This window comes from Paracoccus panacisoli, from assembly GCF_042435015.1.
In the GTDB taxonomy this organism is placed as follows: Bacteria; Pseudomonadota; Alphaproteobacteria; order Rhodobacterales; family Rhodobacteraceae; genus Paracoccus; species Paracoccus panacisoli.
This window is the reverse complement of sequence record NZ_JBHMQU010000005.1, coordinates 20,856-34,187: the sequence shown is the minus strand read 5'-3', so window position 1 is coordinate 34,187 and position 13,332 is coordinate 20,856. Positions and strand designations below refer to the sequence as shown.

At 73.5% G+C, this 13,332-nt stretch carries 9 protein-coding genes; 5 read left to right on the top strand and 4 right to left on the bottom strand.

Annotated elements, in window-relative coordinates; genetic code table 11:
• The first annotated feature begins 146 nt into the window (after positions 1 to 146).
• The 5 genes from ACFHYO_RS00980 to ACFHYO_RS00960 are packed head-to-tail and all read left to right on the top strand — an operon-like array spanning position 147 to position 9,327.
• Positions 147 to 1,325 carry a glycosyltransferase gene (locus ACFHYO_RS00980; protein WP_394317693.1) on the top strand — a complete coding sequence of 393 codons (1,179 nt, stop codon included), beginning with the start codon at positions 147 to 149 and terminating at the stop codon, positions 1,323 to 1,325.
• Positions 1,322 to 3,721 (top strand): UDP-galactopyranose mutase, encoded by a 2,400-nt coding sequence (gene glf / locus ACFHYO_RS00975; protein ID WP_394317691.1) that lies wholly within the window; start codon positions 1,322 to 1,324, stop codon positions 3,719 to 3,721. The genes ACFHYO_RS00980 and glf overlap by 4 nt, the downstream gene beginning before the upstream one ends.
• 3 nt (positions 3,722 to 3,724) lie before the next feature.
• Complete coding sequence (locus tag ACFHYO_RS00970; protein WP_394317689.1) at positions 3,725 to 5,839, top strand: glycosyltransferase; 2,115 nt, start codon at positions 3,725 to 3,727, stop codon at positions 5,837 to 5,839.
• A gap of 10 nt (positions 5,840 to 5,849) precedes the next feature.
• Positions 5,850 to 6,947, top strand: coding sequence for a zinc-dependent alcohol dehydrogenase (locus tag ACFHYO_RS00965; protein ID WP_394317687.1), 1,098 nt, complete (start codon positions 5,850 to 5,852; stop codon positions 6,945 to 6,947).
• A complete protein-coding gene (locus ACFHYO_RS00960) occupies positions 6,940 to 9,327 on the top strand; it encodes a glycosyltransferase family 4 protein (protein WP_394317685.1) in 2,388 nt (795 codons plus the stop codon). The genes ACFHYO_RS00965 and ACFHYO_RS00960 overlap by 8 nt, the downstream gene beginning before the upstream one ends.
• Before the next feature lie 31 nt (positions 9,328 to 9,358).
• Here the strand turns inward: ACFHYO_RS00960 and ACFHYO_RS00955 are convergent, their stop codons facing one another.
• Genes ACFHYO_RS00955 through osmF form a run of 4 tightly spaced genes read right to left on the bottom strand, consistent with a single transcriptional unit; the run spans position 9,359 to position 13,296 of the window.
• The gene (locus ACFHYO_RS00955) at positions 9,359 to 10,090 is read right to left on the bottom strand and encodes an ABC transporter permease (RefSeq protein WP_394317683.1); all 732 of its coding nucleotides are present in this window, start codon (positions 10,088 to 10,090) and stop codon (positions 9,359 to 9,361) included.
• Positions 10,087 to 11,109 carry an ABC transporter ATP-binding protein gene (locus ACFHYO_RS00950; RefSeq protein WP_394317681.1) on the bottom strand — a complete coding sequence of 341 codons (1,023 nt, stop codon included), beginning with the start codon at positions 11,107 to 11,109 and terminating at the stop codon, positions 10,087 to 10,089. Before ACFHYO_RS00950 ends, ACFHYO_RS00955 begins: the two co-directional genes overlap by 4 nt.
• Complete coding sequence (locus ACFHYO_RS00945; RefSeq protein ID WP_244960988.1) at positions 11,106 to 12,332, bottom strand: ABC transporter permease; 1,227 nt, start codon at positions 12,330 to 12,332, stop codon at positions 11,106 to 11,108. Before ACFHYO_RS00945 ends, ACFHYO_RS00950 begins: the two co-directional genes overlap by 4 nt.
• 40 nt (positions 12,333 to 12,372) lie before the next feature.
• Positions 12,373 to 13,296: a glycine betaine ABC transporter substrate-binding protein OsmF gene (gene osmF, locus ACFHYO_RS00940; protein ID WP_168783250.1), complete on the bottom strand. Its 924-nt coding sequence runs from the start codon at positions 13,294 to 13,296 to the stop codon at positions 12,373 to 12,375.
• Positions 13,297 to 13,332: the final 36 nt, after the last annotated feature.

Sequence of the window (13,332 nt, the reverse complement as noted above, 5' to 3'; positions counted from 1 at the left end):
TCGCGCGGTGCCGCATCGCCGCCCGACGCCCGGCCCCGAGCTTCGGCGAACCTCCGCCCTGCCCGGGCGCTCGGGGCTTGTGGCGCTTCCGACATTATCCTATGCCGACTGTTACAAGAAGTCTGGTTGGCGGGATCGTGTGCGAGATGGGGAAAGGCCCGAACAGGATCGTCTGCATCTCGGATTTCTGCGACGATCCGCACCCCGGCGCGCCCTCGGCCGATATCGGCCGCGACTGGTCCGCCGCCGCCTCTCCCCTCATCGCTGACGACCGCAGGCCGCCGCGCGTGACCGGCGGGTACCTCGAGCGCCTGCCCCTGGCCGCGGTGGCCGCCGGCCTCGTCGACCAGGCCGAGATCTGGAGCTGGACCGCCCACGACGAGCGCGCCGACAGCGCCGCCGGGCGGCTGACCGGCGCCCCCGATCCCGACCGCCCGCGGCTGACCCGGCGGGTATTCCGCGCCGACGGCCACCCCGCGCCCTACGGCTCGGCCGATGCGCGGGCGCATCTGGCCGCCGCGGGCGCGCCGGACATTCTCTGCGTCTGGGGCCTGGGGGTGGAGGCCGCGCTGCTCGACGCGTGCGGGGGGGCGGTGCGGATCTACAACTCGATCGACGCGCCGGCGCTGCGCATCCCCGACGACGTCGCCGCCCGCTTCGACCTGTTCCTGACCGGCGCCGAATGGCAGTCCGAGGCGATCCGCGCCCGCGTCCCCGGCGCCCGCACCCTGGTGCTGCCGATCGGGCCCGAGTTCGCCTCGGGCGAGACGTTCCACCCGACCGGGGCGCCCAAGGACCGCGACGTGGTCTATGTGGCCTGCACCCAGCCCTACAAGCGCCACCATGTCCTGTTCGACGCGCTCGCGGCGAACCCCGGCACCACGGCGCTGCTGGTCGTGGGCTACGGCCACCTGACCGACGAGCTGCGCGCCGACGCCGCCCGGCGCGGGCTCGACGTCGAGATCGTCGGGCCGATGCCGCATGACGAGGTCAACCGCCAGATCAACCGCGCCCGCGTCGGCGTGGTCTGCGGCCGCGACGACGGGGCACCGGCGATCCTGACCGAATACATGCTCGCCGGGCTGCCGGTGCTGGCCAACGCGGACCTCACCTGCGGGCTGCAGTACATCACGCCCGAGACTGGCCTTGCCGCCGCGGAAGGCCCCGCCTTCGCCGCCGCGCTGCGCCGGCTGATCGACACCGCCGACCGTTATGACCCGCGCCCCGTTGCGCTCGACCGCTGGGGCTGGCCTGCCTCGATCGCCCGGCTCGGCGCCGAGATCGAGGCCATCCGCCGCGCGCGGGAAGGAAAGGATGCCGCATGAACGACGCCCGCCCCCTCGAGGAGCGCGAGACGCTCGACACCGCGCGGCCCGTGGCGCTGGCCTCTGACCCGGCACGGAATGGGGGCGAGCCGCCGATCATCTGCTTTTCCCACCTTCGCTGGGATTTCGTCCACCAGCGCCCGCAGCACCTGATCGGCCGCTTCGCCGCCCACCGCCGGGTACTGTTCTGGGAAGAGGCGATCCCCACCAGCCACCACCTGCCCTATCTCGAGTTCCACGCCTTCGAGGGCACCACCGTCCAGTCGATCCGCCCCCGCGTCCCCGACCGCTGGACGCCCGCCGAGCAGGAAAAGGCGCTGTCGCGGCTGCTCGACCAGATGCTCGGGCTGACCGGCATCCGCCGGCCGGTGCTGTGGTTCTACACCCCGATGCTGTGGCCCGTCGCCGCCCATGTCGAGGCCGCGGCGGTCGTCTATGACTGCATGGACGAGCTGTCGGCGTTCCGCTTTGCCCCGCCCGAGCTGGTCGCGCGCGAGACCGCGTTGCTGGCCGCGGCCGACGTCGTCTTCACCGGCGGCTGGTCGATTTGGGAGGCGAAGCGCACCCGCCACGACAACATCCACGCCTTCCCCTCGTCGGTGGACACGGCGCATTTCGCCCGCGCCCGCGGGCCGCTGGCCGAGCCCGCCGATCAGGCTCGCCTGCCGCGCCCGCGGCTCGGCTATTACGGCGTCATCGACGAGCGGCTCGACCTCGGGCTGATCGCGGGCCTCGCCGTGGCGCGCCCGGCGTGGCAGATCGTGATGGTCGGCCCGGTCGCCAAGATCGCGCCCGAGGACCTGCCGAAGGCACCGAACCTGCACTGGCTGGGGCAGAAGTCCTATGACGAGCTGCCCGCCTATCTGTCGGGCTGGGACGTGGCGCTGATGCCCTTTGCGCTGAACGAGGCCACGCGCTTCATCTCGCCCACCAAGACGCCCGAATATCTCGCCGCCGGGCGGCCGGTCGTCTCGACCCCGGTCCGGGATGTTGAGCGTCACTACGGCACGCTCGACGCGGTCCATATCGCCGGGCCGGGGCCAAACTTCCTCGCCGCCTGCGACGCGGCGATGGCGCAGACGCAGGGGGGTGAGACCGGCTGGCGCGATCAGGCCGACGCGGCGCTCGCCTCGCTCAGCTGGGACACGACCTTCGCCGGCATGGCCGCGCATCTCGACCGCGCGGTGCGGCGCCGGGCCGCGCCCTGCCCGCCCGCGGACCGCTTTCCCGCCCCCGGCCTGCGCCGCGGGGCGCGCAAGTACGACGTGACGATCTGCGGCGCGGGCTTTGCCGGGGCGGTGCTGGCCGAGCGGCTGGCCGAGGCCTCGGGGCAGCGGGTGCTGGTCGTGGACAAGCGCGACCACATCGCCGGCAACGCCTATGATCACCGCGACGCGGCGGGCATCCTCGTCCACCGCTACGGGCCGCACATCTTCCACACTAACAGCGACGAGGTGGTGGCCTATCTCTCGCGCTTCACCGCCTGGCACCCGTACGAGCACCGGGTGCTGGCACAGGTGGGCGACGCGCGGGTGCCGATGCCGATCAACCGCACCACGCTCAACGCGCTCTACGGCGCGGGGCTCAGGACCGATGCCGACGCCAAGGCCTTCCTCGCGGCGCTGGCCGAGCCGGTGGCCGACATCCGCACCTCGCGCGACGTGGTGGTGAGCGCGGTGGGCACGGCGCTCTACGAGACGTTCTTCCAGGGCTACACCCGCAAGCAATGGGGGCTGGACCCGAGCCAGCTCGACCGGTCGGTGACGGCGCGGGTGCCGACGCGCACCTCGGACGACGACCGCTATTTCACCGACAGCTTCCAGGCCATGCCGCGCGACGGCTACACGCGGATGTTCGAGCGGATGCTCGACCATCCCCGCATCGACCTCGCACTCGGGCAGGATTTCCACGACCTGCCCGCCGCCGACCGTGGGCCGCTGACGGTCTATACCGGCCCGATCGACGCCTTCTTCGGGCACCGCTTCGGGCATCTGCCCTACCGCAGCCTCAGCTTCCGCCACGAGACCCACGACCGCCGCCGCTTCCAGGAGGTGGGGGTTGTGAACTACCCGGCCGAGGACGTGCCGTGGACGCGGATCACCGAGTACAAGCACCTGACCGGGCAGGTGCATCCGAAGACCTCGATCACCTACGAGATCCCGTCGGACACGGGCGATCCCTACTACCCGATCCCGCGGCCCGAGAACCAGGCGCTGTTCAAGCGGTATGAGGCGCTGGCCGATGCCGAGCCGGGGGTGATCTTCGCCGGGCGGCTGGGCAGCTACCGCTATTACAACATGGACCAGGTGGTCGGTCAGGCGCTGGCGATCCATCGCCGCCTCGCGCCCCGGCTGGCCGCCGCGGTGCCCCATGCCCAGGCGGCGGCCGGGGGCTGAACGATGCCGGCCCTGTCTGAGGTCGAGGTGCTGCTCGCCACCGACAGCCCCGAGCCTTCGGGCGTGGGGCGCCACATGCTGCTGCTCGCCGCCGCCGCACAGGCGCGGGGGGTCGGCGTGGCGCTGGCCTTTCCCGACCACGCGGCGGGCCAAAGGCTGGCCGACGAGGCGCGGGCGCAGGGTCTCGCCGCGCAGGTCGTGGCCGACGACGGCTGGCCCGCGGCCATGGCCGGGGCCCGGCTGGTCCACGTCCACGCCGGCATCGGGTGGGAGGGCCACGGCCTGACCCACGCCGCCGCCGAGGCCGGGGCGGCGGTGGTGCGCACCGAGCATCTGCCGTGGCTCCTGACCGACGCGGGCCAGATCGCCGACTATGCCGAGGCGGTGCGCCGCGTCGATGCCGTCATCGCCGTGTCGCGTGCCGCGGCAGCGGGCTGGCGCCGGGCGCTGTCCGGGATGAGCGGCCCCGCCCTGCCCGTCGCGGCGATCCCGAACGGCATCGCGGTCGACGCTCCGCCCCAGCCTGCGGCTCAGCCCGACGACCCGGCCGAGGGCTCCGCCCCCCGCCTCCTCTGCGTCGGCCGGCTGACCCCGCAGAAGCGCCCGATCACGCTGCTGCTCGCGCTGGCCCGGCTGCGCCGCGCGGGGGTGGACGCGACGCTCGACATGGTGGGCGACGGACCACTCGGCCCCCGGCTCAAGCGCCTCGCCGACCGGCTGGGGCTCGGCCCCGCGGTGCGGTTTCACGGCCGGTGCGAGGACGTGCCGGCGCGGATGGCGCAGGCCACGCTGCTGGTCCTGCCCTCGGCCTTCGAGGGGCTGCCGCTCGTCGTGCTCGAGGCGATGGCGGCCGGGCTGCCGGTCGTCGCCACCCGCATCGGCGGCACGACCGAGGCGCTGGGACCGGATCACCCCTGGCTCACCCCGCCCGGCGACAGCCGCGCGCTCGCCGCGGCGCTGGCCGCCGCACTGGCCGACGCCCCCGCCCGCGCCGCCGTCGCGCAGGCGCAGCGCGACCGGCTCAACCGTCATTTCACCGCCGACCGCATGGCGGCCGACACCATCACCATCTGGCGCGCCGCGGCGCGTCGCAGGCACGAGGGACTTATGGACCGGATACGACTGGGCTTCATCGGCGCGGGCGGCATCGCCCACCGCCATTTCGGCGTTCTCGAGACGATGCCGGACGTCTCGGTCGTGGCGGTCACCGACCCCGACCAGGGCCGCGCCGACGAGGCCGCGCGCCGCATGGGCGCCACCACCTATCCCGACCACGCCACGATGCTGGCCGAGGCCGAACTCGACGCCGTCTACATCTGCATCCCGCCCTTCGCCCACGGCGACGCCGAGCGCGCCTGCATCGCCAGGGGCCTGCCGTTCTTCGTCGAAAAGCCGCTGTCGCTGGACCTCGAACTCGCCGAGGATATCGCGGCCGCGGTCGAGCGCGCGGGGCTGATCACCGCCGTCGGCTATCACTGGCGCTATCTCGACACGATGGACGAGGCGCGGGCACATCTGGCGCAGAACCCCGCCCATCTGATGCAGGGCTTCTGGATCGACCAGACGCCGCCCCCGGAATGGTGGTGGCGCGCCGACAAGTCCGGCGGACAGGTGGTCGAGCAGGCCACCCACATCATCGACGCCGCCCGCTTCCTCGCCGGGGACGTGACCGAGGTCTACGGCCTGAACGCGCAGCGCGAGCGTGGCGACTTCCCCGGCCTGACGGTGCCGACCGCGACGGCGGCGACGCTGCGCTTTGCCTCGGGCGCGGTGGCGAACCTTGCCTCGACCTGCCTGCTGCGCTGGAATCACCGCGTCGGGCTGCACGTCTTCTCGGACGCGCTGGCGATGGAGATCACCGACCACGACATCATGATCGACACCGGCCGCGGCCGCCCGGTCCGGCACGCCGACGGCGACCCCGTCTGGCGCGAGGACCGCGATTTCGTCGAGGCCGTGATGGGCCGCGACAACCGCATCCGCTGTCCCTATGCCGAGGCGCTCGAGACGCATCGCGTGGCGCTGGCGATCAGCCGGTCCGCCGAAACCGGGGCTCTTGTGAAGATGGAGGGGCTGCGGGCTGACCCGCAGCCCATCTTTCGTCAAGCCTCTGCGTAAGGCCCCGACTTTGCCGCACCAGCACCGGCGCATCCGCTCGCTCGGGTTCGAGCGCGCGCTCGAGCCGTATTTCTTCGCCTATGACGAGGGCCCGGCCGGCGACGGTCAGGTGCGGCTAGACCTCATGTACACCGGGCTCTCGGCGGGGACCGAGCTGACCTTCATGAAGGGCACGAACCCCTACCTCCATTCCCGCTGGGACGAGGGGCTGGGCCGGTTCTTCCCGGGCGAGGCGTCGGCGCATTTCCCGGTCAACTTCCTCGGCTACATGGAAAGCGCCCGCGTCATCGACGCCCGCGCGCCGGGGTTCCGGGTGGGCGACGTGGTGGGCACGACCTTCGGCCACAAGACCGGCCACACCGCGCACCCCGCCCATGACCTGCTGCTGAAGCTGCCCGAGGGGATGGACCCGCTGCTCGGCATCTTCGTCGCGCAGATGGGGCCGATCGCGGCCAACGGCCTCCTGCACGCCGATGCCGACCAGTTCGGCGCCGCGGTCCCGTTCCTCGGCGCGGGCGTCGAGGGGCGGCGGGTGCTCGTCTGGGGCGGCGGCACGGTGGGCCTGTTCTGTGCGCTCTTCGCCCGCATTGGGGGCGCGTCCGAGATCGTCGTCGTCGACCCCTCGCCCTTCCGGCAGGACATCGCCCGCGCCATGGGGTTCGAGGCGATGGACGAGGACCAGGCCGTGCAGCACGCCAAGTCGTGGGGGCACAAGGTCGGGGGCCGGGGGGCCGAGTTCGTGTTCCAGACCCGCGCGCGCTCGGACAGCCTCAACCGCTGCCTGCAGGCGCTGCGCCCGCAGGGGACGGTGATCGACCTCGCCTTCTATCAGGGCGGCATGGACGGCCTGCGGCTGGGCGAAGAGTTCCACCACAACGGGCTGAACCTGCGCTGCGCGCAGATCAACCGGATGCCCCGCGCGGTGGCCCACGCCTGGGACCAGCGCCGGCTGGCGCAGGAAACCATCCGCCTGCTTCAGGCCGAGGGCGACGCGATCCGCCGGCACATGGTGACCCATGTCGTGCCCTACGACGACGCCCCGGGCTTCCTGCGCCACCTCGTCGCCGACCGGCCCGAGTTCCTGCAGGTCGTGTTCGCCCATGAATGAGCATCGTCCCCTGACCGAGGCCGAGGCGGCCCAGCTGACCCCGGCCCCCGCCTCGGCCGACACGCAGCCGGCCCACCACGGGGCCGGCGCACCCAGCCAGCGCGAGCTGGACGACCGCGCGGCCGCGGCGGCGCTGGCCGACGGCCGCATCCCCGAGCCGCATCCCGACGCCGGCAAGATCCGCATCCTGTGGGTCTTCGCCTGGCTCGTCGTCGGCGGCGAGGAGACCGAGGTGCGGCTGCTCGCCCGCACGCTCGACCGGACGCGCTACCGCATCGACGTCATCCCCTGCTTCCGCAAGGAGGGGATGCCCGACCAGAGCCACGAGCAGCTGCGCGCGCTCGGCGTCCATGTGGACACCACCGCCTACGGCCTCAGCTTCGAGGACACGATCGACTATCTGCGCCGCAAGATCGCCGGGGCGGACATCGTGGTGTCCTCGCAGAACGTGGCCGACATCTATCCCGCGCTCGACCGGCTGGCGCTGCGCCCGCCGCTGATCGAGCACGGCGGGCTGGTCAGCGAGGCGCTGGCCGGGCCGAAGCACCACACCGCCCGCTATGTCGGCGTCTGCGACAGCATCCGCGCGGCGGCAGCGGGGCGGATGCCCGACCGGCCGCAGCACGCGCTGGAAATCCCCTCAATGGTGGACCTGGCCGAGTTCGACCCCGCCGCCCGCGCCCCGATGCGCGCCGCGCTGGGGGTGGCCGAGGGCGAGTTACTAATTGGCTGGGTCGGCCGGCTCGACCGCAAGAAGCGGGTCGAGGATTTCATCGCCGCCGCCCTCAGCCTGTCCGACCTGCCGCAGGCGCGGTTCGGGGTCGTGGGCGGGCCGGACGCCTTCATGCCCGAATATGCCGACGAGCTGCGCCGACTGGCCGCGCCGCTGGGCGACCGGATCATCTTCACCGGCGACCGCAAGGACGTGCCCGAGCTGCTCGCCGCGATGGACGTCTTCTGCTGGCTCTCGCGCGGCGAGGGGATGCCCCATGTCATCGCCGAGGCGGGGGCCGCGGGCCTGCCCGTCATCGCCACCCCCGACAACGGCGCGCTGCAACAGATCACCGACGGGCAGACCGGCCTCTTCGTCCCGCACGAGGACCCCGCCGCCGTCGCCGCCGCGATCCGCCGCCTGGCCGGCGACGCGGCCCTGCGCGCGCGTCTCGGCGCGGGGCTCAGGGCCCATGTCGTCGCCAGCTATTCCGCCGAGGTCGTCGTCCCGCAGTGGGAGCGGCTCTTCACCGAGGTTCTGGCCGAGCAGCCCCCTGCCCCGCCGCCCGCGACCTTCGACAGCTTCGTGCTGGGCGGCTGGGAAAGCTCGACCCACCGCCGCCGCGACGGGCGGCGGCTCGACGTGCTCGCCGCGACCGGCCACGACACCCACGCCGCGCAGGACTATGCGCAGCTCGAGGGGCTGGGCATCCGCGCCTGCCGCGACGCGGCGCGCTGGCACCTGATCGAGACGGCGCCGGGCCGCTACGACTTTGCCAGCCTCACCCCGATGGTCGAGGCCGCCCGCGACAGCGGCAGCCAGATCGTCTGGGACCTGCTGCACTACGGCTGGCCCGACGATCTCGACATCTGGACGCCCGCCTTCGTCACCCGCTTCGCCGCCTTCGCCCGCGCGGTCGGGCAGCACGTGCGCAGCCTGACCGACGCCGTGCCCTTCTGGTGCCCGGTGAACGAGGTCAGCTTCTTCTCGTGGGCCGGGGGGGATGCGCGCTACCTCAACCCCTTCGCCGCCGGGCGGGGGTTCGAGCTCAAGGTGCAGCTCGCCCGCGCGTGGCTGGCCGCGGCGGCCGAGTTGCGCACCATCGACCCGCGGGCGCGGTTCCTGATGGCCGAACCGCTGATCGCCATCCACCACGCCGGCTGGACCGGCCGCCCCCTGTGGGAGGCGCACGGCTGGCACGACGCGCAGTTCCAGGCCTTCGACCTGATCTCGGGCCGCATCTGGCCGCAGATCGGCGGCGGCGAGGAATGGCTCGATCTGGTCGGGGTCAACTACTATTTCAACAACCAGTGGATCCACGGCGGCCTGCCGATCGACGTGGACGACCCGATCTATCGTCCGCTCTCGGACCTGCTGGTCGAGGTCGCGGCGCGCTATGACCGGCCGCTGGTGATCGCCGAGACGGGGACCGAGGGGCATCGCCGCGGCGCATGGCTGGACTACGTCATGGCCGAGACGGCGCGCGCCCGCCGCCGCGGGGCGCGGGTCGAGGGGCTGTGCCTCTACCCCGTCGCCAACCACCCGGGCTGGGACGACGACCGGCTGTGCCCCAACGGGCTGATGGGCCACAACCCCGCGGGCGGGGCGCGCACGCTCGACCCCGGCCTCGCCGCGGCCCTCGCGCGCTGGCAGGCCGGCCCCGCCTGAGCGGTCCCCTCTGCGCCCCCGGCGCGGCCACCTAGTCGGTCGCGGCGGGGACGAGCCGCAGCTCGATCTCGCGGAAGAGGTTGCTGATCAGCACGGCGAGGACGCCGACCACCACGCCCCCCTGCACCACATAGGCGGTGTTGGAGGACAGGAGCCCGGCGATGATCACCTCGCCCAGCGTCCGCGCCGCCACCGTCGAGCCGATGGTGGCGGTCGAGAGCGCGATGATCGCCGAGACCCGCACCCCGGCGAGGATGGTCGGCAGCGCCAGCGGCAGCTCAACCTGCCACAGCATCTGCGCCGGGGTCATGCCGGCCCCGCGGGCGCTTTCGCGGACCGGGGCGGGCAGGCCGGCCAGCCCGGCGATGGCGTTCTCGAAGATCGGCAGCAGGCCATAGAGAAACAGCGCCAGCAGCGTCGGCCCGCTGCCGAAGCCGAAGGCCGGCACCGCCAGCGCCAGCACCGCGACGGGGGGAAAGGTCTGCCCCACCGCGGCGATGGTGCGGGCCAGCGGCAGAAGCTCCGCGCCCGCCGGACGGGTGACGAGGATCGCCAGCCCCAGCGCCACGGCGACCGAGGCGCTGACCGCCGCCGCGACCAGCCCCAGATGCGAGAGCGTCAGCCCCAGCAGGCTGCTTTGGGTATAGATCGCCGGCGCGTTGTTGGCGGCAAGCGGCGCGAGCAGCGGCGCAAAGGCCTGCGGCGCGGCGAGAAACCCTACCAGCAGCAGCGCGAGCACTGCGAGGACCAACCGACGGGTCATCGCGGCGCGCGCTGGTCAGGGGCGCCGGCCCCGCCCGCGTCGCCGGGCGCCTCCCCCGGCGACGCCGCATCGCGGGCCGCCTCCGCCCCGTCCCTCACCTCGCCCCCTGCCGCCGCCCGGCGCAGGGCGTCGAGCGTCACGACCCCGCCCCCCGCCACCGGCAGGGCGGCACGGCCGCTCCAGAGACAGGCCGACAGCGCGTCCCGCAGGCTCGTGCCGGGCGCGAGCGGCGGGCCGTCGGCGGTCCCCGGCTCAACGATCCCCGCGACCTGGTCGAGCGAGAGCAGGTGGAACGGCCGCTCGCCCGCGCCCAGAAGCTCGCGGACGAAGCCGGTGGCGGGGGCGGTCACGACCTCGTGCGGGGTGGCGTATTGCAGCAGCCGCCCCTCATCCATCACGGCGATGCGGTCGCCCAGCTCGACCGCCTCGGCCATGTCGTGGGTGACGATCACCAGCGTCGTCCCCAGCTCGCGCTGCACCCGCCGCAGGTCGTCGCGCGCCTTGGCCCGGATCACCGGGTCGAGCGCGCCGAAGGGCTCGTCCATCAGCAGCACCTCGGGCCGCGCGGCCAGCGCCCGCGCCACGCCCACGCGCTGCTGCTGCCCGCCCGACAGCGCGTGCGGCAGGCGGTCGCGGAACTCGGCCGGCGGCATCTGGAACATCTCGAGCAGCTCGTCCACCCGCGCGCGGGTCCGCGCCGCATCCCAGCCGAGCAGGCGCGGCACGGTGGCGATGTTCTGCGCCACGGTGCGGTGCGGGAAGAGCCCGTGGCCCTGGATCGCATAGCCGATCCGCCGCCGCAGCAGCGGCCCGGGGATGGTCGCGGTGTCCTGCCCGGCGATGCGGACCCGGCCGGCGGTCGGCTCGACCAGCCGGTTGATCATCCGCAGAAGCGTGGTCTTGCCCGAGCCGGAGGTGCCGACGAGGGCGCAGATGCGGCCCCGTTCCACGGTCATCGACACGTCGTCGACGACCGTGCGCGGGCCGTAGCGGCGGGTCAGGTGCTCGATCTCGATCATCCGCGCTCCGATCCGCTCCCTGCCCCGTCCCCGGTACCGGCCCCGGCCCGCGCGGGGTCAAGCTGCGCCACCGCGATGTCGAGCGCGATCCCGGCCACCAGCGCCAGCGCGATGGTCGGCAGCGCTCCGAGCAGGATCAGGTCCATCGCCGTCTGGTTCAGCCCCTGAAAGACGAAGGTGCCGAACCCGCCGCCGCCGATCAGCCCGGCGATCACCGCAAGGCCGATGTTCTGCACCAGCACGATCCGCACCGCCGCCAGCACCACCGGCAGGGTCAGCGGCAGATGCACCTGCCACAGCGCCTGCGCGCGGGTCATCCCGAGACCGGCGGCGGCCTCGCGTACCCCCGGGGCCACGCCGTCGAGGCCCACGACCATGTTCGCCACCACCGGCAGCAGCGAATAGAGAAACAGCGCGACGAGCGCCGGAAAGACGCCGATCCCGGCGATGCCCGCCGCGGCCGCGCCGGGGACGTTGGCCGCGACCCAGCCGAACAGCGGGATCATCAGCCCGAAGAGCGCCAGCGACGGGATCGTCTGCACCACGTCGAGCGCGCCCAGCACCCCGGCCCTGAGCCGCGGCACCGCGTGGGCCAGGATGCCGAGCGGCAGCCCCACCACCAGCGCCGCCCCCAGCGAGGCGAAGGCGAGCAGAAGGTGGCGCAGCGCCTCGCGCTGGAACTGCGCGGCGCGGACGGCGTATTCGCGCATCACCGACACCTGGTCGAGTGCGCCCGACCCGACCAGCACCCCCACCGCCACCACGGCGAGGATCAGCAGCGCCCAGCGCCCGCGCGGCCCCGGCCCCAGCCGGTGAACCCCGTCCGCCATGATGAGCCCGAGCGCCAGCAGCAGCATCCAGAACCCCGCGCCGGGCCCGACGCGCGACAGCGCCCCCGCCTCGGCGGTCAGCGTGGCGGCGACCCGGCCCAGCGCCAGCGCCGCCAGGATCACGCCGCCCCCGCCCAAGCCCGCGCGCCACCCCCCGGGCAGGCGCCGGCTCACGGCGGCGAGCAGGACGACGGCGAAGCCCGCGAGCGCGAGGGCGCCGGCCGGACCGAGCGCGCCGGCAAGGCCCACCGCCTCTCCGGCGGCGATCCGGTTGGGGCGGAACTGCGCGAAGGGCAGCGCCAGCCCGACGAGGCCGATCACCGCGGCGACCGTGCCCGGCAGGCTCAACGCGCGGGCTGCCCCGCGCGCGCCCTCGGCGGCAATCGTCGTCACCCGGTCAGGCCCCGGCGCGGGGCGGCCGGCGCGCCGCGGTTCACTTGATCAGGCCCTTGCCCTGCAGATAGTCGCGGGCGACGGCATCGGCCGGCTCTCCGTTCACCTGGATTCGGGCGTTGAGCTGTTGCAGCGTGGCAAGGTCGAAGCCCGCGAAGATCGGGTTCAGCACCTCGGCAATCGCCGGATATTCCGCCAGCACCGCGGCGCGCACCACGGGGGCGGGCTGATAGACCGGCTGCACGCCCTTGTCGTCCTCCATCACCACGAGGCCCGCGGGCTCGATCCCGCCGTCGGTGCCATAGACCATCGCGGCGTTGACGCCCGAAGTTTGGCGCGCCGCGGCGGCGATGGTGGCCGCGGTGTCGCCGCCCGACAGTTGCACCAGCTGCTGCGGGGTAAGGCTGAAGCCATAGGTCGTCTGGAACGCCGGCAGCGCGGCGGGCGAGGTCACGAACTCGGTCGAGCCGGCCAGCTTGACCTCGCCCCCGCCCGCGACCCAGGCGCCGAACTCGGACATGGTGCCAAGGTGGTTGGCCTCGGCCACGTCGCGGCGCACGGCGATCGCCCAGGTGTTGTTGGCGGGCGCGGCGTCGAGCCAGATCAGCTCCTTCGGCTTGTCCAGCTCGGCCGCCCGGGCATAGGCCTTGGCCGCGTCCTTCCAGACCGGGCTCTCGCCCTCATTGTGGAAGAAGGCGGCGTTGCCGGTGTATTCCGGGTAGATGTCGATCTGCGCCGACAGCAGCGCGTCGCGCACGATGGGCGTGCCGCCGAGTTGCAGCCGGTTCTGCACTGGCAGCCCGGCATTCTCGAGCGCCAGCAGGATGACGTTGCCCAGCAGCCCGCCCTCGGTGTCGATCTTCGAGGACACGACGATGTCGCGCGCCGCGGCCGGCAGGGCGGCGCTCACGGCCAGCGTGGCGGTCAGCGCGGTGGCGAGCGCGGTGCGGAGGGTCTTGCTCATCGGGGAATCCTCTTGCTGTCGAAGGGGCTGCGGCCC

Coding starts and splice junctions, on each gene's coding strand:
- ACFHYO_RS00980 (WP_394317693.1), top strand. CDS start 147: ATGGGGAAAGGCCCGAACAGGATCGTCTGCATCTCGGATTTCTGCGAC.
- ACFHYO_RS00955 (WP_394317683.1), bottom strand. CDS start 10,090: ATGACCCGTCGGTTGGTCCTCGCAGTGCTCGCGCTGCTGCTGGTAGGG.
- ACFHYO_RS00970 (WP_394317689.1), top strand. CDS start 3,725: ATGCCGGCCCTGTCTGAGGTCGAGGTGCTGCTCGCCACCGACAGCCCC.
- ACFHYO_RS00950 (WP_394317681.1), bottom strand. CDS start 11,109: ATGATCGAGATCGAGCACCTGACCCGCCGCTACGGCCCGCGCACGGTC.
- glf (WP_394317691.1), top strand. CDS start 1,322: ATGAACGACGCCCGCCCCCTCGAGGAGCGCGAGACGCTCGACACCGCG.
- osmF (WP_168783250.1), bottom strand. CDS start 13,296: ATGAGCAAGACCCTCCGCACCGCGCTCGCCACCGCGCTGACCGCCACG.
- ACFHYO_RS00960 (WP_394317685.1), top strand. CDS start 6,940: ATGAATGAGCATCGTCCCCTGACCGAGGCCGAGGCGGCCCAGCTGACC.